Below are 21,619 nucleotides of genomic sequence, written 5' to 3' on the forward strand. Positions count from 1 at the left end.
CGCAATTCCAGAGCGTTAAGTCCAGTCCAGAACCACTTTGCCTGATTGGCCGGATTTCATCGCGTCAAAACCTGCGGCGAAATTGTCGACCTTCATCTGGTGTGTGATGACCCGGCTGACGTCCAGACCGTTCTGCAACATGGCGATCATCTTGTACCAGGTTTCGAACATTTCGCGCCCATATACACCTTTGATGGTGATGGCCTTGAAGACGATACGGCTCCAATCCACCGGGGATTTTCCGGGGGGAATGCCCAGCAAGGCGATTTTGCCGCCCATCACCAGTGCCTCGACCATCTGGTCCAGTGCGGCTTGCGAACCGGACATCTCTAGGCCAACGTCAAACCCCTGCTGCATACCAAGCTCGGTTATGACGTCTTGCAGGTCTTCCTTGCTGACATCCACGGACCGCACGGTGGGCACGACGTGTTCGGCCAGCTTTAGACGATCCGGGTTGATATCGGTGATCACCACATGCCGCGCGCCTGCATGCCGGGCGACAGCGGCTGCCATGATGCCGATTGGGCCTGCGCCTGTGATCAGAACGTCTTCGCCCAACAGGTCGAAGCTGAGCGCCGTGTGAACCGCGTTGCCCAGCGGGTCGAGGATGGCTCCGATCTCGTCAGGTACGTCTTCAGGCAAGGGCACCACGTTGAAGGCAGGAAGTTTCAGGTATTGGGCAAAAGCCCCCTGTTCGTTTACACCGATGCCCCGTGTACCAGGATCCAGATGGAACTTGCCCGCTCGGCTTTGGCGACTGTCGGTGGTGATCAGATGCCCTTCGCCAGAACAGCGCTGGCCGATCTCCAGACCGGTGACATTGCGCCCGATTTCGACGATCTCACCCGCGAATTCGTGGCCCGTGATCATCGGGATCGGCACGGTGGCTGCAGCCCAGTCATCCCAGTTCCAGATATGGATATCTGTCCCGCAAATGCCGGTCTTGTTGATGCGGATCAGAACCTCGACCGCGTCGATTTCGGGCACCGGAGCCTGCACCATCCACAGGCCTTCCTCGGGTTTGGATTTCTCCAAAGCTTTCATTGTGTTGGGGCGCATCAGATCACTCCCAATTCTTTGCCGACCTTGCCAAAGGCGGTCAGCGCACGGTCCAATTCGTCCTTTGTTAGAGCCGCATTCATCTGTGTTCTGATCCGTGCCTGTCCACGTGGGACCACTGGGAAAAAGAAGCCCGAGACATAGACGCCTTCGTCGAACAGGCGCGACGCCATATCTTGCGCCAGTTGCGCCTCGCCCAGCATGACAGGGATAATTGGATGCTCACCGGGCAGGAGGTCAAAGCCCAGATTTTCCAATCCTGCACGCCAGTATTTCGCGTTGCCAAAAAGTTGTGCGCGCAGCATGTCGCCCTCTTCGACCAGGCGGATTGCTTCCAATCCGGCGGCGACGATGGAAGGTGGCAGCGAGTTTGAGAACAGGTAAGGCCGCGCCCGCTGCCGCAGCAGGTCGATCACTGGCTGCGGCCCGGCGATGTAACCGCCGATAGCCCCCCCAAGTGCCTTGCCCAAGGTTCCCGTCAGAACGTCCACGTCGACACCGAAGTGATCCGGCGTGCCCGCCCCACTTGGCCCCATGAAGCCGGTGGCGTGGCAGTCATCCACCATGACGATCGCATCGTATTTGTCCGCCAGCTCGCGAATTTTTGGCAGGTTGGCCAGATAGCCATCCATTGAGAACACGCCATCGGTCGCGATCATGATGTGCCGAGCACCATCCTCGCGCGCTTGTTTCAACCAAGCCTCAAGATCGTTCATGTCATTGTTGAGATAGCGATAGCGCTTGGCCTTGCACAACCGAACGCCGTCGATGATCGAGGCGTGGTTCAGACTGTCCGAGATAATGGCGTCTTCAGGCCCTAATAAAGGCTCAAACAGTCCGCCATTGGCATCGAAACAGGCGGCGAACAGAATCGAATCGTCCTTGTTCAGGAATTTGGCCAGCTTCTGTTCCAACTCACGGTGGATGTCTTGCGTGCCGCAGATGAACCGGACCGAGGCCATGCCGAACCCCTTGGGTTCCATCGCACCCTTGGCGGCCTCGATCAACGCGGGGTGATCAGCCAGACCCAGATAGTTGTTGGCGCACAAGTTGATCACCTGCTTACCGCCCACCGTAATCTCACCTCCCTGAGGCGAGGTGATCATTCGTTCGCGTTTGTACAGACCCTCAGATTCGATCTGCGCGAGGGTGTCCGTTATGTGGGACAGGAATGCATCAGCCATGGCGGTCTCCGTTTGTCTGAGTCGCATTTCTAACATAGCGGACACAATTCCCAAATAGGGGAATTACAATATACAGGAAAAATTTCCGTGAATACGGATTTTACAGGTGTCAGGCGTTTTTGACGATCAGGAAGACGCGCGCTGCCCCGTTAGCAACGATCGAATGCGCGACATCCGCCGCATAGCGTGCGGTATCACCCTTCTGCAGATCACTGACAGCCGTACCGGAGGTCACACGAACGGCACCTTCCAGCACGGTCAACTGTTCTCTGGCTCCACGGGCGTGGGGCTGGCTGTTTAGTGCGCCGTCTTTGTCCAACTCAATATCGTAGACCTCGTGACCACCTGCTTCCTCGGGCGGTGAAAGAATGCGAATCCGGCAGTTTTGGCCCATGTTGTCGATGCTGGGCACCTCGGATTTCCTGAGGACTTCGATTTGGTTCGCGCTGTTCGCGTCTTCGAGTAAACCTGCGAAATCCACCTGTAGCGCGCGGGTCAGGTTCCACAGGGTCGAGATCGTTGGGCTGCTTTCGCCCCGCTCGATCTGACTGACCATCGATCTGGATACGCCGCTAAGATTTGCCACGGCTTCAAGCGACAGACCCTTGGCCCGACGTGCCTCTTTCAGGCGAGCGGGCAGGCGTGTCAGGATATCGTCTGGATTTTCCGTCATGACGGAATCTCATGCGCGTTTGTCCGTCATATGTCAATTCTGCTTGTGACGGTACGTTCCATGGGACAGCCTGATGCCGCAGGTGCATAGTGCCGTCAAATTCCGGAGGAGTAGAGACATGAAAGACATCGTGATTCTTGATGGTGCCCGCACCGCGATTGGTACGTTTGGCGGGGCGCTGGCATCAACCGCGCCGATTGATCTTGCGACCGTGGTGACGGAAGCGGCGATGGAACGTTCAGGGGTCGAACCGACCCAGATCGGCAGCGTTGTTTTTGGCCACGTGATCAACACCGAGCCACGCGATATGTACCTGTCGCGCGCCGCTGCAAAACAAGCGGGCATTCCGAACGAAACACCTGCGATGAATGTGAACCGCCTGTGCGGGTCGGGAGCGCAGGCGATTGTGTCCGCTGTGCAGTCTCTGATGTTGGGTGATGCAGAATTTGCCGTGGCTGGAGGTGCTGAAAGCATGTCGCGCAGCCCCTACATCGTTCCTCAGGCGCGCTGGGGTGCGAAGATGGGGGATGTTAAATCGCTCGATATGATGCTGGGTGCCCTGAATTGTCCCTTTGGCACCGGCCATATGGGTGTGACAGCCGAAAACGTGGCGGATGAACATCAGATCACGCGTGAGCAAATGGACGAATTTGCCCTAGCCAGCCAGGCGCGGGCTGCTGCTGCGATTGGGGCTGGCTATTTTGAAAGCCAGATCGCGCCGGTTCAGGTCAAAGTCAAACGCGACATGGTCGATTTCACGGTCGACGAACACCCCAAGCAGACCTCGGCCGAAGCGCTGGCAGGACTGCGCCCGGCGTTCAAGAAGGACGGTCGGGTGACGGCCGGGAACGCGTCAGGCATCAACGACGGTGCCGCCGCGATGGTTCTGGCTACGGCTGCAGCAGCTGAGAAAGCGGGTCTGAAGCCCAAGGCGCGCATTCTTGGATATGGTCACGCTGGTGTCCGCCCCGAGGTTATGGGGATCGGACCAGTTCCGGCCGTGCAGAACCTGTTGGCGCGCACGGGCCTGTCGATCGAGGATTTTGACGTGATCGAAAGCAACGAAGCCTTCGCGTCGCAAGCCTTGGCCGTAAACAAAGAACTGGGGCTGGATGCCGCCAAGGTGAATCCAAACGGGGGGGCAATTGCTTTGGGGCACCCGGTGGGCGCTACAGGCGCGATCATTACCCTTAAGGCGTTGTATGAACTGGAACGCATCGGCGGATCCAAGGGCCTGGTCACCATGTGCATTGGTGGCGGACAGGGCATCGCCATTGCCTTCGAGCGGATCTGATCCGGATCGGGCAGAGGGGGGGCTGTCTGCCCCCCCCATCGCGCCCTTCGGCGCGACCCCCCCCGAGGATATTTTTGGCCAGATGAAGCTGGCGGATTTGCCTTAGGTGAAGGCTGTCAGGATCAGGACAATTACGGCGCCCGCAGCGGCGCCGATGGTTGCTGGAAGAATGGCCGCCGATAGGCCTTTGTTCTGAGTGTCGTCCTTTTGCGTCTGCGCGATCAGCGCATTTTCCACCAAAGCGGGCAGGCGCGGGCCAAAGCGGGCCAGCACCATAGCGGTTTTGCCAAAATCCCGTAGTGCAGCCCGGGGGCCGATGGATTGCTTGATGTAATCTTCGACAACCGGGCGGGCAACTTCCCAGATGTTGATGCGCGAGTCCAGTGACCGCGCCACACCTTCGACAACCACCATGGTCCGTTGCAGCAGGATCAGTTCCGTGCGGGTTTCCATACCGAACCGTTCTGTCACCTCGAACAGGTAATTCAGTAGGCGTCCCATCGAAATATGAGTGGCATCCATGCCAAAGATCGGCTCTCCGACCGCGCGCAGGGCGCGGGCAAACTCGTCGACGTCCCTGTCGGCAGGGACATAGCCGGCTTCGAAATGCACTTCGGCCACGCGCTTGTAGTCGCGGCGAATAAAGCCAAAGAGGATCTCGGCATAAACCCGGCGGGTATATTCGTCGATATGACCCATGATGCCATAGTCGTAGGCAATGATGTCCCCATTTGCCGCGACCTTCAGGTTGCCCTGATGCATGTCAGCGTGGAAAAAACCGTCACGCAGCGCGTGCAGCAGGAACAGGCGCAGCACGCGTTCCGCTAGATCGCCGCGGTCGTGCCCGGCGGCGTCCAGCGCGGCGTTGTCGCCCAGCGGAACGCCGTCGGCCCAGCTGAGCGTCATCACGCGGCGGGCGGACAGGGACCAGACGACCGGGGGCAGCCAGAAGCCTGTGTCGTTCTTGGTGTTGGCCGCATATTCCGACGCGGCGGCGCTTTCCAACCGCAGGTCGAGCTCACCGCGGACCACGCCGTCGAAATGTTCGATCACCTCCATAGGGCGCAAGCGGCGCGCGCCGGGGGCGAATAGCTGCACGATGCGGGCGGCAAAATAAAATGCGTCTACATCTTTGCGGAAGGCGCGTTCAATGTTCGGGCGCAGAACTTTGACGGCGACGTCTTCGCCGGTGCTAACCAGCTTGGCCTTGTGGACCTGAGCAATTGAGGCCGCGGCGATGGGTTCACTGAATTCGCTGAACACTTCGGAAACCGGCTGGCCCAGTTCCTTTTCAACCTCGGCCATGGCTTCGGCTTTGGAGAATGGGGGAAGCTTGTCCTGCAGCACGCGCAATTGTTCGGCCAACTCATCCCCGACCACATCGGGGCGGGTCGACAGTACCTGACCAAACTTGATGTATGCCGGTCCAAGCGCCGTCAGCGCCCTTGTGGCGGGGGGCATGTCAGGATCGCCTTTGTAACCCAGCCATTGGAACGGTTTTCCCAAAGCATGCGCCAGAAACCGCAGTGCGCGCGGCGCTTCGAACGCGTCCAGCACAACGTTCATGGCGCCTGTGCGCTCAAGAGTGGCGCCTGTGCGGATCAGGCGAATGATGTTGTGTGGTCCGCGCATCAGATTTTCCAGCCGGAATGCAGCGCGGCGATGCCCATGCTCAGGTTGCGGTACTTGGCATTTTCAAATCCGGCCGCGCGGACCATGCCCAGAAACGTTTCCTGATCCGGGAAATTGCGGATCGATTCGACCAAGTATTGATAGCTGTCGTAGTCATTGGCGATGAGTTTCCCCATGCGCGGGATGACGTTAAAGCTGTAGAGGTCATAGAGCTTTTGCAGCCCGTCATTAGGCAATTGGCTGAATTCCAGCACCATCAGGCGGCCGCCGGGTTTCAACACACGGAATGCTTCGTTTAGTGCCTCTTGCGGGCGGGTCACGTTCCGGATGCCAAACGAGATGGTGTAGACGTCGAATGTGTTGTCGTCGAAGGGCAGAGCCATCGCGTCGCCGACCACCCAGTTCAGGCTGTCGACCATCTGGTCGGCCTCGGCGCGCTGTCGGCCTTCGACCAGCATGGGCTCGGTCAGGTCCAGGACAGTGGCATGGCCATAGCCCGCGCGTTTCAGAAAACGGAACGAGATATCTCCGGTGCCACCTGCGACATCCAGCAGGCGCTGGCCTGGGCGGGGCGCAAGCCAGTCCATCATCGCGTCTTTCCAGACCCGGTGAATGCCCATCGACATGACATCGTTCATCACGTCATATTTCGAGGCGACCGAGTTAAACACGCCCTGTACACGCCCGGCCTTTTCAGCCTCACGTACGGTTTCGAACCCAAAATGAGTGGTCTTGTCGCTGTTGTCGGACATTAGCCTTGCCGTTTTTCGAATTTCGCCTCTGTTATAGGGCTCTGGAACCGGGGCACAATGCGGCCCTTTGGAATAGGAGCCGTGTAATGCCGGAATTGCCCGAGGTCGAGACAGTAAGACGCGGCCTGAGCCCAGCGATGGAAGGCGTGGTGATCGACCGGGCAGATGTGAATCGCCCCGATCTGCGCTGGCCTTTCCCTGAACGGATGGCCGAGCGGTTGACCGGGCAGACGGTTCAACAATTGCGTCGTCGGTCAAAATACATTCTTGCCGATCTCAGCAGTGGTGAAACCTTGTTGATCCATTTGGGCATGTCAGGCCGGATGACCGTATCCGGCGATCCGCTTGGGCAATTCGTGCATGAACATCCGATAACCCAAAAACATGACCATGTGGTCTTTCACATGGCCAATGGTGCACGTGTCACGTTCAACGATCCGCGCCGGTTTGGTGCGATGGACCTATTGCAGACAGCAACTGCGGACGATCACAAGCTGCTGTCTGTCCTCGGGCCTGAACCTTTGGGTAATGATTTTCACGAACAACATCTGATCGATGCGTTTCGGGGAAAGAACACTCCGATCAAATCGGCGCTGCTGGATCAGGGAATCGTTGCCGGCCTGGGCAATATCTACGTGTGCGAGGCGCTATTTCGAGCCGGAGTGTCGCCACGTCGCAAAGCCGGCCAAATTTCTGCGACCCGAGTCGCAGCACTTGTTCCGATCATCAGGAAGGTATTGCAGGACGCCATCGAAGCAGGTGGATCTTCCCTACGCGATTTCCGCCAAGCCGATGGAGAACTTGGATATTTTCAGCACAGCTTTGACGTCTATGGCCGTGAGGGAGAACCCTGCAGGACTGACGGTTGTGGGGCTCCAATCAAAAGAATCACCCAGTCCGGTCGCTCATCCTTCTACTGTGCGCAATGCCAAAGATAGCTTGATCCAGCGAATGCGCGTGGTAAGGAATCGTACCTGAACGGAACAACCGGAAGCTTTCACCTCATGGCTTTTGAGACGATCATCGTCGAAATCGAAGACCACGTCGCCCTTATCAAGCTCGACAGGCCCGATGCGCTGAACGCGCTGAACTCACAACTGGCGCAGGAATTGTGCTCGGCATTGGAAGATGCGGATTGCAATGACAAAGTGCGCTGCATCGTCATCACCGGATCGGACAAGGCGTTCGCCGCGGGCGCGGACATCAAGGAAATGTCCGAGATGAGCTTTGTGGACGTTTACAGCTCGAACCTGTTTGGTGCTCTGAACGACCGCGTGTGCGCGATCCGCAAGCCCATCATCGCTGCCGTAGCCGGATATGCGTTGGGCGGCGGGTGCGAACTTGCGATGCTGTGCGATTTCATCATCGCAGCGGACACTGCCAAATTTGGCCAACCTGAGATCAATCTTGGCGTCATTGCCGGGCTTGGGGGCAGCCAGCGCCTGACGCGGTTTGTCGGCAAGTCCAAATCCATGGATATGAACCTGACCGGCCGCTTCATGGACGCAGAAGAAGCTGAACGCGCTGGTCTTGTCAGCCGCGTCGTTCCCGCCAAGAAACTGATGGATGAGGCGATGGGCGCAGCCCAGAAGATCGCCGAAAAATCGCAGTTGACCGCAATGGCAGCCAAGGAATCGGTAAACCGCAGCTATGAGCTGCCGCTGAGCGAAGGCATGCTGTTCGAACGCCGTGTGTTCCATTCGATGTTCGCGACCGAGGATCAGAAGGAAGGCATGGCCGCGTTCTTGGAAAAACGCGCCGCGCAATTCCGCGACAAGTAATCGGTGCCCTGATCAAATCGAAACCGGCGGGCTTTTGCCCGCCTTTTTCATACCAGCTATCCGCATCAAAAGAATCGGCTTGGCAAACCCGGCCAACTTGGGTAGTAACCGCCGCTATACATGCGCGTGCGGCCCGCTTGGCCCGACTCACACTCGTGATTTCTGATCCGGTGCGGATATTCCGTGGCGCGCAACCCTAGACAACGTACCGAACCAAAGGTCAGAGACACACATGGCTAATTCGCCCCAAGCAAAAAAACGCGCTCGTCAGAACGAGAGCCGTTTCGCAATCAACAAAGCACGTCGTTCGCGCATCCGCACCTTCCTGCGTAAGGTAGAAGAAGCGATCGCATCCGGTGACAAGGACGCTGCAACCGCAGCACTGCGCGCAGCTCAGCCTGAACTGATGCGCGGCGTCACAAAAGGCGTTTTCCACAAGAACACCGCGTCGCGTAAAATGTCGCGTCTGTCGGCTCGTGTAAAAGCGCTGGGCTAAGACCTGGGTTGACCTTGGGTCAACCAAACAAGGTGAAATGATAGAAAATGCGCCGCGTCCTGCGGCGCTTTTTTTTTGCTGTTGCCGGAAAGCCGCGCCTTCACAAACCCGAGAGATTCTTTCGGCGAAAGATACGAGTCAATATCAGAGTTTCGTTGCCGGATGCCTTGGCCTCTTGCTACCACTGTTACAGCGATTCACTCGCTTGGGGGGACAGGCTGTTCCAACGACTAGACTGACGGGCATCAGGACGGTCAGGAACGAATGTTGGCAACTGGTTTGCTAATCTGCTGCGGTCCTTGGGTCACCAGGGAACCAAGCCCTGTCGAATATGAGATTGCGTTGCGCAACCCTGTTTTTAGGGCGTTCCGGGTATGGAGCGCCGGAAAATAGGGATGTGCGGACTTTCCAAAACACACCCGCCAAACTTCTGCGGTTTGGCGTTGGTTACCCTTTTGCGTGTGAAAGCTTAATCCGGGCAACCGGAAAATAGCAATAAGGCCGACAGGCCAATAAAGAATGGGATGCGTGAGGCGCTTAATGACACAAGAGAAATGGGGACTACTACGTAACAAGTTGCTCAAGGCCATCGGAAAAAACAACTACACGACCTGGATCGAACCTCTTGAATTCCAAGAGCTGCAGGACGGTGTAGCGGTGTTTTCCGTGCCGACAAATTTCATGGGCAACTATGTCAGTCAGAACTTTGCGGATCTCATATTGTATGAGATGAACACCGCAGGGGAAACGGTTCAACGACTGACCTTTCGCGTCGCTGCCAACTCACCGGCGCGCCCTAAGGCAGAGGCCGAATCCGAGCCGACAGTTGTGCGGGATGCACCTGTTGCGCCGCAGATGGAAGCCGCGAATGGGGCATTTGAGTCCTTGCAGGCCGCGCCGCTGGATTCCCGCTTTACCTTCGACAGTTTTGTCGTCGGCAAACCCAACGAACTGGCCCATGCCGCGGCGCGTCGTGTGTCTGAAGGTGGTCCTGTGACCTTCAACCCGCTGGTTCTTTACGGTGGCGTTGGTCTGGGTAAGACGCACCTGATGCACGCTATTGCATGGGAGTTGAAAACAAAGCACCCCGAGTTGAACGTGCTCTATTTGTCGGCGGAACAGTTCATGTACCGCTTTGTGCAGGCCTTGCGCGAACGCCGAATGATGGACTTCAAACATCTGTTCCGGTCGGTTGACGTGTTGATGGTGGACGATGTGCAGTTCATCGCAGGCAAAGATTCGACACAGGAAGAGTTTTTTCACACCTTCAATGCGCTGGTAGACCAGAACAAGCAGATCATCATCTCGGCCGACCGCGCCCCGGGTGAGATCAAAGACCTTGAGGATCGAGTGAAATCGCGTCTGCAATGTGGTCTGGTGGTCGATTTGCACCCAACCGACTATGAGCTGCGACTGGGCATCCTGCAAAACAAGGTGCAGCAATACAGCAGCACATATCCCGACCTGACAATTGCCGATGGCGTCCTCGAGTTCCTGGCGCACCGGATCTCAACCAATGTTCGCGTGCTGGAAGGCGCTCTGACCCGTCTGTTCGCTTTTGCCTCGTTGGTGGGGCGCGAGATCGACATGGAGCTGACGCAGGACTGCCTGGCCGATGTGCTGCGCGCATCCGAGCGCAAGATCACTGTCGAAGAGATTCAGCGTAAAGTGTCAGACTATTACAACATCCGCCTGTCCGACATCATTGGGCCTAAACGCCTGCGGTCTTATGCCCGCCCGCGTCAGGTTGCGATGTATCTGTGCAAGCGACTGACCAGCCGGTCGCTGCCGGAAATCGGCCGCCGGTTCGGAGGACGTGACCACACGACTGTCATGCACGGCGTAAAACGCATCGAAGAGCTGAAAACCACAGACGGCCAGATTGCTGAAGATGTGGAAATGCTGCGGCGCGCGCTGGAAGCCTGAGCTCCTACCCATATCACTTGAGAAACGCCCCGGACCCTCACGCCCGGGGCGTTTTCTTGTGCGCTATTTTCCACGGATGGAAATGAACTGTGCCCGCTGGGCCACGCGGCCCTTGACGCTTTGGGCAATCCGACCGAGAAATCCATAAAAAATCCTTGTGCCTCAGGGCGGAACCGCTAACGTGCCAGTCCCGCCCATTTCGGCACGCAAGTCAGAGGAATTAAGGGTATGAAGATCAGCATCGAACGCGGCACCCTTCTCAAGGCCGTTTCCCAGGCCCAATCTGTTGTCGAACGTCGCAACACCATTCCCATACTTGCCAACGTTTTGATCGAAGCCGAAGGCGATCAGGCGATGTTCCGGGCGACCGATCTGGATATCGAAGTTGTCGACAAGGCGCCTGCGCAGGTCGAAAAAGCCGGGGCTACAACGGTCGCCGCAACGACTTTGCATGAGATCGTGCGCAAGCTTCCGGATGGCGCGTTGGTGACACTGACCGCCGACAGCGCCGCAGGTCGTCTGACGGTTGAAGCAGGCCGGTCGAATTTCTCATTGGCGACGCTGCCGAAGGAAGATTTCCCGGTGATGGCGTCCTCGGAATACCAATCGAACTTTACGGCCTCGGCAGCCTTGCTGCGCCGGTTGTTCGATAAGTCGAAATTTGCCATCTCGACCGAAGAGACGCGTTACTATCTGAACGGCGTTTATATGCATGTGGCCGACGGATCCGAAGGCGGCAAGGTGCTGCGCTGTGTGGCCACCGATGGCCACCGACTGGCGCGCATCGATGCGGATCTGCCCGATGGCGCTGCAGACATGCCCGGTGTGATCGTACCGCGCAAAACCGTGGGCGAACTGCGCAAGCTTCTGGACGACGATGAGATGGATATCGCTGTGTCGGTCAGCGAAACGAAGGTGCGATTTGCAACCCCGGATATCACGCTGACCTCAAAAGTGATCGACGGCACGTTCCCGGATTACACACGCGTTATTCCGCAGGGCAATACACGCCAGCTGGAAGTTGACGCAGCCGAGTTCGCACAGGCTGTGGACCGGGTTGCGACAGTTTCGTCCGAACGGTCTCGTGCCGTAAAGCTGCAGCTGGATACCGATAAGCTGGTGCTGTCGGTCAACGCGCCAGACAGCGGCGCGGCCGAGGAAGAACTGGCAGTCGCTTATGGTGATGAGCGCCTGGAGATCGGGTTCAACGCAAAATACCTGCTGGAAATCGCTTCGCAGGTGGATCGTGAGAACGCCGTTTTCCTGTTCAATTCAGCCGCCGACCCGACCCTGATGCGCGAGGGCGGTGACCAGAGCGCCGTGTACGTCGTCATGCCGATGCGCGTCTGATCGCACGGACGTGCGATGCCTCCGGCGGGAGTATTTTTGAAAAGATGAAGGGAGGGGTCATGGGTTTGGCCCTGACCGAGCTTACCGTCTCGCATTTTCGGTCCCACAAGCTGGCGCGACTATCTTTGGATGGTCGGCCTGTTGCGATTCACGGGCCGAACGGCGCGGGCAAGACAAACATCCTCGAGGCGGTGTCCCTGTTTTCCCCCGGTCGCGGAATGCGGCGGGCCAGCGCGGCCGAGATGACCCGACGCCCCGAGGCGCTGGGTTGGAAACTGACCGGGGTGCTGCAGGCGCAGGGGCGACAATACGAGATAGAAACCTGGTCCGAGGGCGGTGTCGCGCGGCAGGTTCGCATTGATGGCAAGGCGTCCAGCCAGATTGATCTGGGCAAGCTGGCGCGAATTGTCTGGTTGATCCCGTCGATGGACCGGATTTGGATCGAGGGGGCCGAAGGACGTCGGCGTTTTCTGGACCGGATCGCGCTGAGTTTCGACCCAGCCCATGCTGAGGCGTCTTTAACTTACGAAAAATCCATGCGCGAACGGAATCGCCTGCTGAAAGAGCAGGTGCGGGATTCGCATTGGTATGCCGCACTTGAAGGGCAGATGGCGGAGACTGGTCACCGCATCCACGCGGCGCGGCTTTTGGCGCTGGATCATCTGCGCGCGGCGCAGGATCAGGCGGAAACCGCGTTTCCATCGGCGGACTTGGAGCTGGTACAGACCGAAGGTGCGATGCCGGAAACGGAAGCGGATCTGCGCGAAGCACTTAGTGAAAGCCGGTTCCGGGATCTGGCGGCTGGACGTACACTGGTGGGGCCGCATCGGTCGGACGTGTACGGGGTGTTCGCTGCCAAGGGCGTTCCGGCCAAGGATTGTTCGACCGGTGAGCAGAAGGCTTTGTTGGTCTCATTGATCCTGTCGAACGCACGGGCCTTGGCGAGTATGATCGGCGCACCCCCGATCGTGTTGTTGGACGAGGTGGCGGCGCATCTGGACGCGGATCGGCGCGCGGCGCTGTATGATGAGATTTGTGCACTGGGCGCTCAGGCCTGGATGACGGGCACCGGGCCTGAGCTGTTTGCGGAACTGGGCGACCGAGCCCAATCATTGATCGTGAGTGATGGCTTTGAGGGCTCGGTCGTGTCCGCTTAGGCCGGCTCGCCGACCTTACGTTCCCACAGGAAGCCGCGCATGACTTCGTCAACCGGGGTTTTTGCCATGTGGTTCACGTAGTTCGACATGGTTTTTTGCGCTAGGCCGAGAACCACATCCAAAACTGCGCGGTGCGAGTAGCCCGCATCAAAGAACGCCTGCAGCTGTGCTTCGGTCGGGTTGCCGCGGGTTTCCATCATTTGCAGGGTGAAGGTGCGCAGTGCTTCAAGCTTGGCCGACGGCAGCGGGGTTTCATTGCGCAGGGCTTCGGTGATCTCGTCCGAAACCTTCATCATCTTGGCGATGCCGGTATGTGCGGGTACGCAATAGTGGCATTCGTTTTCCACGTTGATGGTCTGCCAGACGACGGTTTTTTCGTCGTTGTCGAAATCGGTCTGCATGAACAGGCCGTGCAGAACTTGATAGCCTTCAAGATGCTGGGGGCTTTCGGCCATGACCTTGTGCAGGCCGGGCAGGCGACCAAAAGCGGCCTGCGATTTCTCCAGCAACGGTTTGGACCCTTCGGGGGCGGATTCGAGATCATGTGACGGGAAATTGGCCATGTCGGAACTCCTTTTCTGGCGCGTTCAGGCAGAAATAGTCTTTCTTGAGTGATCACTCAAGTATATATTTGAGCAATCGTTCAAGAATTGGTGAAGGTGATGCCTCGCAAACCCGAATATGACCGTGATGACCTGATTGCTCGGGCCAGGGATGTTTTCTGGCGTCAGGGTTGGGCTGGCACATCCCTGAAAGACCTTGAAAGCGAGTTGAAGTTGAAACCTGGCAGTTTCTATGCGGCATTCGGATCCAAGGATGCTTTGTATGGGCTGGCACTGCAACGCTACGCACAAGAGGGTGTCGCGCGATTGAAGGCTCTGGCTGACCGGTTAGGACCGTTGGAAGCTTTGAAGGCGCAGCCGCGTTTGGTGATCGAGGCCAGCGGAGCGCCAGCAAAAGCCTGCATGTTAGCTAAGACCTATGCTGAATTGCAGGCCAAAGATCACGAACTGGCGGGGCAGGCGGGTGTCCTCATGTCCGAGATGAAGGCCTGTTTTGCAGACCTGTTCCGTCAGGCGCAGGAGGCCGGAGATATCGCCGCCGAACATGATCCGAACCGGCTGGCGACGCGTTATCAATCTGACCTTTTGGGGCTGCGTTTGTCGGCCGAGCGCAGTGATGTCGACGCCCATGAAATCGCAGCGGATATAGCGGCCGATATCGACCGTTTGTAGGGATTCGGCAGTCAGCTACCGAAAGAAACGAAATCACGCAAGGCCGACACAAAATGTTGGGGTAGCGCGTGACAATCCCCCCCAGAAAACGTATAAGTTACCAAAATAATATAGGTACTGACGGCATGTCCGAAGACGCACAGGCACCCCAGGAATACGGTGCAGATTCCATTAAAGTTCTCAAAGGGTTAGAGGCAGTTCGAAAGCGCCCCGGCATGTATATCGGGGATACGGACGATGGCTCGGGCCTGCACCATATGGTGTACGAGGTCGTGGACAATGGAATTGACGAAGCTTTGGCCGGTCACGCCGACCATGTAACCGTCAAAATCCACGCGGATTCCAGTGTTTCTGTCAGCGACAACGGCCGCGGAATTCCCGTCGACATTCACCCCGAAGAGGGGGTTTCCGCCGCCGAAGTGATCATGACCCAGCTGCATGCCGGCGGCAAGTTCGACAGCAATTCCTACAAGGTGTCGGGCGGTCTTCACGGTGTGGGTGTTTCAGTTGTGAACGCACTGTCCAACTGGCTGGAATTGCGTGTCTGGCGCAACGGTAAAGAACACGTTGCACGGTTCGAAGGCGGTGAGACGGTCGAGCATCTGAAAGTTGTCGCTGAATGCGGTGACCGGACCGGAACCGAAGTGCGGTTTCTGGCGTCGTTGGATACGTTCTCAAACTTGGAATATTCATTCGAGACGCTGGAAAAGCGTCTGCGCGAACTGGCCTTCCTGAACTCGGGTGTACGGATCATCCTGATCGACGAACGCCCGGCAGAGCGGTTAGAGACTGAGTTGTTTTACGAAGGCGGCGTCAAGGAATTCGTTAAATACCTAGATCGCTCCAAGACGTCCGCGATGCCCGAACCGATCTATATCAAGGGTGAGCGCGACGATATCGGTGTCGAAATCGCCATGTGGTGGAATGACAGCTATCACGAGACAGTCCTGCCCTTCACCAACAACATCCCACAGCGCGATGGTGGAACCCATATTGCCGGTTTCCGCGGTGCGTTGACCCGGACGATCAACAATTACGCCCAGACCAGCGGGATCGCGAAAAAGGAAAAGGTCAGCTTTACCGGCGACGATGCGCGCGAGGGTCTGACCTGTGTGTTGTCGGTCAAAGTCCCCGACCCTAAATTCTCGTCCCAGACCAAGGACAAGCTGGTGTCATCCGAAGTGCGCCCTGCAGTCGAAGGTCTGATGAACGAAAAGCTGGCTGAATGGTTCGAAGAAAATCCGAACGTGGCCAAGATTATTGTCGGCAAAATTATTGAGGCCGCTTTGGCCCGTGAAGCCGCTCGCAAGGCGCGCGAGCTGACCCGCCGCAAAACGGCGATGGATGTGAACTTTCTGGCTGGCAAGCTCAAGGATTGTTCGGAAAAGGACCCGACCAAAACCGAAGTCTTCCTGGTTGAGGGTGATTCCGCAGGTGGATCAGCGCAAACGGGCCGCGATCGGCAAACTCAGGCAATTTTGCCTCTCAAGGGTAAAATCCTGAACGTCGAACGTGCACGGTTTGACCGGATGTTGTCATCTCAGGAAATCGGCAATCTCGTCATGGCGTTGGGAACCGGGATCGGGCGAGACGAGTTCAATATCGAAAAACTGCGCTATCATAAAATCGTCATCATGACCGATGCGGACGTCGACGGTGCGCATATCCGGACATTGCTGTTGACGTTTTTCTACCGGCAGATGCCTGAGCTGATTGAGGGCGGTTATCTCTACATCGCCCAACCGCCGCTTTACAAAGTGGCGCGCGGAAAATCCGAAGTGTACCTGAAGGATCAGGCGGCGATGGATGAATACCTGGTCAACCAAGGTGTCGAAGGGGCCGTGCTGAAGCTCGGTTCTGGCGAAGAGATCCTGGGTCAGGATCTGACGCGCATTGTCGACGAAGCGCGTCAGTTGAAGCGCGTTTTGGACGCCTTTCCAACCCACTATCCACGCCATATCCTGGAACAGGCCGCCGTTGCAGGTGCTTTTGTGCCAGGCGCGGTCGATGCGGACTTGCAGGGCGTGGCAGACAAAGTCGCTGCACGTCTGGACCTGATCGCGCTGGAATACGAACGCGGCTGGCAGGGCCGGATCACGCAGGATCACGGCATCCGTCTGGCGCGCATTCTTCGCGGTGTCGAAGAGGTGCGGACTCTGGACGGCCCGATGCTGCGTTCGGGTGAGGCCCGTAAGACCGGCAGCTTCACCAAAAGCCTGCAAGAGATCTACAACACCCCGGCAACGCTGGTCCGTCGCGACCGGTCACAGGCAATTCACGGTCCGCTGGATCTGCTGCGCGCCATTCTGGAAGAAGGTGAAAAGGGCTTGTCGCTGCAACGCTACAAAGGTCTGGGTGAGATGAACCCGGATCAGCTCTGGGAAACGACGCTGGACCCGGACGCACGTACGCTTTTGCAGGTGCGGGTGGACGACATGGTCGAAGCGGATGATCTGTTCACCAAGCTGATGGGCGACGTGGTGGAACCTCGCCGCGAGTTCATCCAGCAAAATGCCCTGAGCGTGGAGAACCTGGATTTCTAGGATCTGTAGGTGCGCCCATAGCTTTGCATTTCGCCCAAAGATTTGCATTTTTGGCCCAAAACTCTGGGCGTATTAACATTCAACTTTCTTAGTTCGAGGTTCCATATCTTCGGGTCTCATTCTTTGCTTGTTTAGCGCCATCGACGTATTGCCGGGGAAGGTTTTCGGATGGCCGCTTCCAGCCCGAAGGAGACATTCGCTTGGTCCTGCAAGGCTGACAAGCACCAGCAGGGCGGGCTTAAAGCAGACCTTTGCTGCGCCAGCAGCAATTGACGCTGTGATCGGGAGAGCGGACCTTTGGATTCGCTCCACCATTTCCGTTCGAGACCAAAGTTTCCGGCCTCGACGTTCGTGCCGGACAATGCATGCTGGCCCACTTTTCAAGACTCACATTGCGCGCTACACTTGAGGTTGTAATTGCAAAGAAGATATTAATGAAAGTCAAAGAATTAGCCATCGTCAATTTTCGGCGTCTCGAGCAAGTAAACATCGACTGTGAAAGCACGGAAACCGTTTTTGTTGGCCCAAACAATAGCGGTAAGACATCTGCAACTGCGGTTGTTCGTAGTTTCTTGGGCGGGAAAGACTTTAGTATTTTCGATTTTTCTGTTGGGTGCGTCGCAAACATCGACCATTTTGGGCGCACTGGTGATGAAAACAATTTCCCTGAAATAAGTTTGGACATTTGGTTTGAAGTGAATCCGGACGAGATTGAATATGGTCGGGCTGCAGCGCTTGTTCCCAATCTTTCAGATGATTTTGAAGAACTAGGTGTGCGCCTCAGCCTAAGCGTCGAAGATTTCGCAGCTCTACGGGCGGAGTTTCATCGTGCATTTGGCGACGACATCGAAAATGACGATGGGCCAAGATTGACCAGCTTCTTGGACGACAAGGCTGTCTTCAAACGACACTTCAAGACTGGTTTCTACGCACTGGAGAGAAACGCAGACCCGAATCCCCTCTCGCCAGCCGACGGCAAAAAGCTGATTGACGGCCTCGTTCGTGTCGACTTCATCGATGCGCAGAGGAATATCGACGACAGCGACAGTGGGCGCGGCAATCGTCTATCCAAGGCATTTTCGGATTTTTACGAAAAGAACCTAGAGCAAGTCGAAGCCGCCCAGGAAGCACATGCCGTCATTAAGGACAACAATGACAAGCTCTCAACGCACTACGAACAACAGTTCCAGCCGCTACTCGACATGATTGGTGGGCTCGGTGTGCCGTCGGCCAATGACCGAGATCTCCGCCTCGTTTCGACTCTGAGCCCTGAAACGGCCCTAAAAGGAAACACTAACCTACTCTACATTGACCAAGCCAAAGAGCATGAGTTGCCCGAGCAATACAACGGCCTTGGCTTTAAGAACCTCATCTACATGGCAATCCAAGCTAAGCATTTTCACGCGCAATGGGCACGAACTGAGAAAGACCGCCCGCTATGCCATTTGATTTTCATAGAAGAGCCTGAGGTTCACCTTCACGCCCAAGTCCAACAGACTTTCATAAAAAATATTTGGAAGGTTCTGAATGCGTCCGCAGAGTCTGAAAATGTTCAGGGACGAGTTCCGCAACTATTGGTGACAACACACTCGTCGCACGTACTAGACGCGGTCGATTTTGCGAAGGTTAGGTATTTTTCACGTTGTCACCTTGCAGATGATGACCCAGTTATTGAACCAGTTCTGAACGCTACAGAAGTCAAAAGTCTTCGTGATTTTCGACCAGTGCCCACCCTTGACGACGAAGGAAATGAGCTGTTCTCAAGCGATGATGCGCTCGCATTCTTAAAGCGTTATTTGCGCCTTACGCACTGTGACTTGTTTTTCTCTGATGCCGCTATCCTTGTGGAAGGTGCAGTCGAAAAGCTCTTGCTGCCCGAAATGATGGCCAAGTCTGCACCTGAGCTCAAGAAAGTCTTTCTTTCTCTATTGGAGGTTGGGGGAGCCTATGCACACCGCTTCGACGAGCTTGTCGGATTTTTGAACTTGCCAACCCTCATAATTACCGATTTGGACTCCGGAGAAGCAGCCGGAAGGCATAAAGCATGCCGCGCGGACACCGCAGATGCGGTTACAACCAACGCAGCTTTAAAGCACTTTTTCAATCTAACTACGGTTCAGGACCTTCGCGCGTTAACCATTCAGGACAGGAGCAAAGGCACACCAGCGAGATGTGTTATTTTTCAAACTGAATACGAGGTTGATGGACAAAAGCTCCTTGCCCGAACGTTAGAAGAAGACTTTGTTTACCGAAATCTCTCAAAATTCACGGCAGATGAGCTTTCTATAGATATTGAGATTTCTGCAGATGCTGCAACAGCCTACCAAGAAATCTACGACTACATCCGGTCTTCGGCTATGAAGAAGACAGATTTTGCTATGCAAGTGCTGGCAAGTAGCGCCGAGTGGGCCGTCCCAAGTTACATTGACGAAGGTCTCAAGTGGCTCGAAGAAACTTGTGCCAAGGCTTAAGAAAATGACCTCACCACTATGACCACGAAAATAATCACAGAAGCAGATAAGAGGGTAAGGAAGTGCCTAGAACAAGAGCGTAGCTTTGCCCTGATTGCCGGCGCAGGTGCAGGCAAAACTAGCTCACTTGTGGACGCCCTGACGGAAGTGCGCGAAATTCATGGGTCCGAGTTGCTGCGCAACGGTCAGAGAGTTGCTTGCATAACCTTTACCAAACGCGCCGTGGCAGTGATTGAACAGCGGCTCGGATTCGATGAGCTCTTCGAGGTTTCCACGCTCCATAGTTTTCTTTGGAGTGAAATATCAACATATGAACGCGACATTAAAACTGCGGTCATTGAATACCTTTTGCCCAATCATATCGCGAAAGCCCAAAGCGATGATAATGGCGGTAATTCCCAGAAAGCTAAACGTGCCAGAGAGAAAGTGGAGCGCCTGAGCGCCGAACTCAATGCAACAAATGACGTTCAGAAATGGCGCTATGACGACTCCAGTTTTAGCAGCTTCTCAGAAGGTTTATTGGGTCATGATGACGTTATTGAGGTTGCTGCATACCTACTTCAGGAACGCAAACTGTTCAGGCGCATCTTAGGGGCCAGATACCCTTTTATCTTCGTAGATGAAGCTCAAGACACCTTTGTTTCGATTGTTGAAGGTTTGAACGAGTTGGGTAAGGGCGATGGCTTTCCCGTAGTTGGGTATTTTGGTGACCCGTGGCAGCAAATCTATGACAAACGCGCTAGCGATTTTGCGCCCCCAGAGGGCGGTGAGCTTATCACCAAAACTGAGAATTTTCGATGCTCTCCACAAGTGGTTGCGCTATTGAATGCTTTCCGACCTGACGTACAGCAAGTCGCTTCGGGCAATGCTGCCGAACTCGAAGGAAGCGTCGAATTCTGGTTGGTTGAAGCCGAAGAACCTTTGGGCGAGAGGAAGACTTACACGGCAGAACAGACTGAAAAAGTCTTGGCGAAGCTTGCCGATGTTGAAGCCAAAATCGGCTGGAACAATCCATCCGAAGTGATGAAGTTGTTCCTTGTTCGGCAAATGATTGCGCGGAGGCTTGGATTTGAAGCACTAAATAGCTTGTTTAACGGACCTTACGCCTCACAACCAGCACAAGATGACTTCCAATCTGGTGAGCACTTTCTCCTAACGCCATTTTTGAAAACCCTCATTCCACTCGTTCGCGCAGTCAGAGATGAGAAGAACAGGAATATAGTAGAAATTTTGCAAGAGCGAAGCCCCGCATTTTCATCGGATAGTGACCTAGCCAGCGAAAGCCTGTCCGTGGTCATCAAGCAGGCTGAGGCTGCAATCGAGCAACTAAGTAAAGCATGGGCGACTGGGACTACGAAGGAAGTGCTCAACCAGTCACGAGGGCTTGGACTGATTTCCGTTTCCGAAAGGTTAGCAACCCACTTGGACCGTGAGCCACGTGCAGAGGCTTTCGATAGAGACGTTCATGAACAGGATAAAAGTGATTGGCTTGCAGATGAGTTTTTCCAGATGTCAGTTGGTCAACTTGAAACGTATTTTGATTTCGTTGCTGACAACACACCTTTCAGTACACAGCACGGGGTTAAGGGTGAGGAGTACAAAGATGTCTTGGTTGTCTTTGATGACACAGAAGCAAAGTGGAATAACTACAGCTTTAGCAAACTACTGGCACCCAATACCTTTGGTGCTCCGACAGCCGGACAAGATGAGCGCTCCAGAAAACTAGCTTATGTGAGCTTTTCTCGAGCCGAACAAAACCTGCGCGTTGTATGGTTTTCAACACAACCAAAGTCGGCGAAAGAAGAGTTGGTTGAACGTGGTATTCTTGATGTCGATCAGATTAAAATTATTGACCTATAAGCGGCACTTTTTGCCATGTGTTTCATCCGTTTTTCTATACTTTGCGGAGGACCACTTCAGTGGGTGGGGATCAGGGTTTCGCGCTTGAAGCGAATGACTGCAAAGCGGGCTGCGCCTGCAGCAACCTGAACAATCGATGAATGGCAGGAAAGGGCCGAAGGAACTCGAAGGCTTCGCAACTTTGCAGTGTCCGCTTCCTACGCTTT

17 protein-coding genes are annotated in these 21,619 nt (G+C 55.8%); 11 read left to right on the forward strand and 6 right to left on the reverse strand.

Annotated features, from left to right (window positions below):
• Positions 1 to 15 precede the first annotated feature (15 nt).
• The 3 genes from tdh to AC2FJC_RS14850 form a co-directional block, all read right to left on the reverse strand.
• Positions 16 to 1,044: an L-threonine 3-dehydrogenase gene (tdh, locus tag AC2FJC_RS14840; RefSeq protein WP_496740101.1), complete on the reverse strand. Its 1,029-nt coding sequence runs from the start codon at positions 1,042 to 1,044 to the stop codon at positions 16 to 18.
• Between the two features lie 14 nt (positions 1,045 to 1,058).
• Positions 1,059 to 2,243, reverse strand: coding sequence for a glycine C-acetyltransferase (locus AC2FJC_RS14845; RefSeq protein WP_496740080.1), 1,185 nt, complete (start codon positions 2,241 to 2,243; stop codon positions 1,059 to 1,061).
• Positions 2,244 to 2,352: 109 nt separating this feature from the next.
• Positions 2,353 to 2,916 carry a helix-turn-helix domain-containing protein gene (locus AC2FJC_RS14850; protein ID WP_496740081.1) on the reverse strand — a complete coding sequence of 188 codons (564 nt, stop codon included), beginning with the start codon at positions 2,914 to 2,916 and terminating at the stop codon, positions 2,353 to 2,355.
• Between the two features lie 118 nt (positions 2,917 to 3,034).
• Between AC2FJC_RS14850 and AC2FJC_RS14855 the strand changes: the two genes are divergently transcribed.
• A complete protein-coding gene (locus AC2FJC_RS14855; RefSeq protein ID WP_496740082.1) occupies positions 3,035 to 4,210 on the forward strand; it encodes an acetyl-CoA C-acyltransferase family protein in 1,176 nt (391 codons plus the stop codon).
• Between the two features lie 102 nt (positions 4,211 to 4,312).
• Here the strand turns inward: AC2FJC_RS14855 and ubiB are convergent, their stop codons facing one another.
• Complete coding sequence (gene ubiB, locus AC2FJC_RS14860) at positions 4,313 to 5,842, reverse strand: 2-polyprenylphenol 6-hydroxylase (protein WP_496740083.1); 1,530 nt, start codon at positions 5,840 to 5,842, stop codon at positions 4,313 to 4,315.
• On the reverse strand, positions 5,842 to 6,594 hold the full coding sequence (ubiE, locus tag AC2FJC_RS14865; protein WP_496740084.1) for a bifunctional demethylmenaquinone methyltransferase/2-methoxy-6-polyprenyl-1,4-benzoquinol methylase UbiE: 753 nt from the start codon (positions 6,592 to 6,594) through the stop codon (positions 5,842 to 5,844). Before ubiE ends, ubiB begins: the two co-directional genes overlap by 1 nt.
• An 86-nt stretch (positions 6,595 to 6,680) precedes the next feature.
• Here ubiE and mutM point away from each other — a divergent pair, with 86 nt between their 5' ends.
• From mutM to recF, 6 genes are all read left to right on the forward strand, one after another.
• On the forward strand, positions 6,681 to 7,532 hold the full coding sequence (gene mutM / locus AC2FJC_RS14870; protein ID WP_058276504.1) for a bifunctional DNA-formamidopyrimidine glycosylase/DNA-(apurinic or apyrimidinic site) lyase: 852 nt from the start codon (positions 6,681 to 6,683) through the stop codon (positions 7,530 to 7,532).
• Between the two features lie 66 nt (positions 7,533 to 7,598).
• Complete coding sequence (gene acuK, locus AC2FJC_RS14875) at positions 7,599 to 8,375, forward strand: acryloyl-CoA hydratase (protein ID WP_496740085.1); 777 nt, start codon at positions 7,599 to 7,601, stop codon at positions 8,373 to 8,375.
• Between the two features lie 232 nt (positions 8,376 to 8,607).
• Positions 8,608 to 8,871, forward strand: a complete 264-nt coding sequence (gene rpsT / locus AC2FJC_RS14880; RefSeq protein ID WP_496726660.1) for a 30S ribosomal protein S20 — start codon at positions 8,608 to 8,610, stop codon at positions 8,869 to 8,871.
• A 540-nt stretch (positions 8,872 to 9,411) separates the two neighbouring features.
• Complete coding sequence (gene dnaA / locus AC2FJC_RS14885) at positions 9,412 to 10,797, forward strand: chromosomal replication initiator protein DnaA (RefSeq protein ID WP_496726659.1); 1,386 nt, start codon at positions 9,412 to 9,414, stop codon at positions 10,795 to 10,797.
• A 228-nt stretch (positions 10,798 to 11,025) separates the two neighbouring features.
• Positions 11,026 to 12,147 carry a DNA polymerase III subunit beta gene (dnaN, locus tag AC2FJC_RS14890; protein ID WP_496740086.1) on the forward strand — a complete coding sequence of 374 codons (1,122 nt, stop codon included), beginning with the start codon at positions 11,026 to 11,028 and terminating at the stop codon, positions 12,145 to 12,147.
• Between the two features lie 59 nt (positions 12,148 to 12,206).
• Positions 12,207 to 13,304 carry a DNA replication/repair protein RecF gene (gene recF / locus AC2FJC_RS14895; RefSeq protein WP_496740087.1) on the forward strand — a complete coding sequence of 366 codons (1,098 nt, stop codon included), beginning with the start codon at positions 12,207 to 12,209 and terminating at the stop codon, positions 13,302 to 13,304.
• Here the strand turns inward: recF and AC2FJC_RS14900 are convergent.
• Complete coding sequence (locus AC2FJC_RS14900) at positions 13,301 to 13,867, reverse strand: carboxymuconolactone decarboxylase family protein (protein WP_108861618.1); 567 nt, start codon at positions 13,865 to 13,867, stop codon at positions 13,301 to 13,303. The genes recF and AC2FJC_RS14900 overlap by 4 nt on opposite strands.
• 99 nt (positions 13,868 to 13,966) lie before the next feature.
• On the opposite strand from AC2FJC_RS14900, the gene AC2FJC_RS14905 reads away from it, so the two are divergent.
• From AC2FJC_RS14905 to AC2FJC_RS14920, 4 genes are all read left to right on the forward strand, one after another.
• Positions 13,967 to 14,539 carry a TetR/AcrR family transcriptional regulator gene (locus AC2FJC_RS14905; protein WP_496740088.1) on the forward strand — a complete coding sequence of 191 codons (573 nt, stop codon included), beginning with the start codon at positions 13,967 to 13,969 and terminating at the stop codon, positions 14,537 to 14,539.
• A gap of 125 nt (positions 14,540 to 14,664) precedes the next feature.
• Positions 14,665 to 17,082 (forward strand): DNA topoisomerase (ATP-hydrolyzing) subunit B, encoded by a 2,418-nt coding sequence (gene gyrB, locus AC2FJC_RS14910; RefSeq protein WP_496740089.1) that lies wholly within the window; start codon positions 14,665 to 14,667, stop codon positions 17,080 to 17,082.
• Between the two features lie 434 nt (positions 17,083 to 17,516).
• Entirely contained in the window at positions 17,517 to 19,553 is a 2,037-nt protein-coding gene (locus AC2FJC_RS14915; protein WP_496740090.1) for an ATP-dependent nuclease, read from the forward strand.
• A gap of 18 nt (positions 19,554 to 19,571) precedes the next feature.
• Positions 19,572 to 21,413 carry a UvrD-helicase domain-containing protein gene (locus AC2FJC_RS14920; RefSeq protein ID WP_496740091.1) on the forward strand — a complete coding sequence of 614 codons (1,842 nt, stop codon included), beginning with the start codon at positions 19,572 to 19,574 and terminating at the stop codon, positions 21,411 to 21,413.
• Positions 21,414 to 21,619 lie beyond the last annotated feature (206 nt).

The organism is Ruegeria sp. CDSB117 (assembly GCF_059611005.1).

Excerpts from the sequence above, each read along its gene's own strand:
- dnaN (WP_496740086.1), top strand. The coding sequence starts at position 11,026 with ATGAAGATCAGCATCGAACGCGGCACCCTTCTCAAGGCCGTTTCCCAG.
- mutM (WP_058276504.1), top strand. The coding sequence starts at position 6,681 with ATGCCGGAATTGCCCGAGGTCGAGACAGTAAGACGCGGCCTGAGCCCA.
- acuK (WP_496740085.1), top strand. The coding sequence starts at position 7,599 with ATGGCTTTTGAGACGATCATCGTCGAAATCGAAGACCACGTCGCCCTT.
- AC2FJC_RS14845 (WP_496740080.1), bottom strand. The coding sequence starts at position 2,243 with ATGGCTGATGCATTCCTGTCCCACATAACGGACACCCTCGCGCAGATC.
- AC2FJC_RS14920 (WP_496740091.1), top strand. The coding sequence starts at position 19,572 with ATGACCACGAAAATAATCACAGAAGCAGATAAGAGGGTAAGGAAGTGC.
- AC2FJC_RS14855 (WP_496740082.1), top strand. The coding sequence starts at position 3,035 with ATGAAAGACATCGTGATTCTTGATGGTGCCCGCACCGCGATTGGTACG.
- ubiB (WP_496740083.1), bottom strand. The coding sequence starts at position 5,842 with ATGCGCGGACCACACAACATCATTCGCCTGATCCGCACAGGCGCCACT.
- tdh (WP_496740101.1), bottom strand. The coding sequence starts at position 1,044 with ATGAAAGCTTTGGAGAAATCCAAACCCGAGGAAGGCCTGTGGATGGTG.
- gyrB (WP_496740089.1), top strand. The coding sequence starts at position 14,665 with ATGTCCGAAGACGCACAGGCACCCCAGGAATACGGTGCAGATTCCATT.
- dnaA (WP_496726659.1), top strand. The coding sequence starts at position 9,412 with ATGACACAAGAGAAATGGGGACTACTACGTAACAAGTTGCTCAAGGCC.
- recF (WP_496740087.1), top strand. The coding sequence starts at position 12,207 with ATGGGTTTGGCCCTGACCGAGCTTACCGTCTCGCATTTTCGGTCCCAC.
- rpsT (WP_496726660.1), top strand. The coding sequence starts at position 8,608 with ATGGCTAATTCGCCCCAAGCAAAAAAACGCGCTCGTCAGAACGAGAGC.
- AC2FJC_RS14915 (WP_496740090.1), top strand. The coding sequence starts at position 17,517 with ATGAAAGTCAAAGAATTAGCCATCGTCAATTTTCGGCGTCTCGAGCAA.
- AC2FJC_RS14850 (WP_496740081.1), bottom strand. The coding sequence starts at position 2,916 with ATGACGGAAAATCCAGACGATATCCTGACACGCCTGCCCGCTCGCCTG.
- AC2FJC_RS14905 (WP_496740088.1), top strand. The coding sequence starts at position 13,967 with ATGCCTCGCAAACCCGAATATGACCGTGATGACCTGATTGCTCGGGCC.
- AC2FJC_RS14900 (WP_108861618.1), bottom strand. The coding sequence starts at position 13,867 with ATGGCCAATTTCCCGTCACATGATCTCGAATCCGCCCCCGAAGGGTCC.
- ubiE (WP_496740084.1), bottom strand. The coding sequence starts at position 6,594 with ATGTCCGACAACAGCGACAAGACCACTCATTTTGGGTTCGAAACCGTA.